Source organism: Pseudomonas sp. HAR-UPW-AIA-41 (genome assembly GCF_002304225.1).
Lineage (GTDB): Bacteria > Pseudomonadota > Gammaproteobacteria > Pseudomonadales > Pseudomonadaceae > Aquipseudomonas.
On the sequence record NZ_NSLB01000041.1, the window covers coordinates 1 to 402 of the forward strand.

Annotated in this window: 1 pseudogene; it reads left to right on the top strand. The window is 59.7% G+C overall.

The window, feature by feature from the left end:
- Positions 1 to 158: 158 nt before the first annotated feature.
- Positions 159 to 311 (top strand): annotated as a pseudogene (locus CK486_RS17775) (ClpX C4-type zinc finger protein); the annotation flags it as partial.
- Positions 312 to 402 lie beyond the last annotated feature (91 nt).

The following is a 402-nucleotide window of genomic DNA, read 5'->3' on the forward strand; positions in this document are numbered from 1 at the left end:
AGTCAGTCGGTCGAAGTGCTGTGGGGGCCGTAGAGCGGCCCTGATCGTTGAACCCGGGCCCGTCGCAGTCCTGTTTGCCATCAGGGACGGGTTTTGGGAGACGCCGTTACCGGTACGGCCGGGCGATACCACGCATAGCCAAAGACAGAGGTAGATCAATGGCAGATGAGAGAAACGGCAGAGGCGACGATAGCGGTAAGTTGCTCTACTGCTCGTTTTGTGGAAAGAGCCAGCATGAAGTCCGAAAGCTCATTGCAGGGCCCTCGGTGTTCATCTGCGACGAGTGCGTCGATCTGTGCAACGAGTCAGTCGGTCGAAGTGCTGTGGGGGCCGTAGAGCGGCCCTGATCGTTGAACCCGGGCCCGTCGCAGTCCTGTTTGCCATCAGGGACGGGTTTTGGGA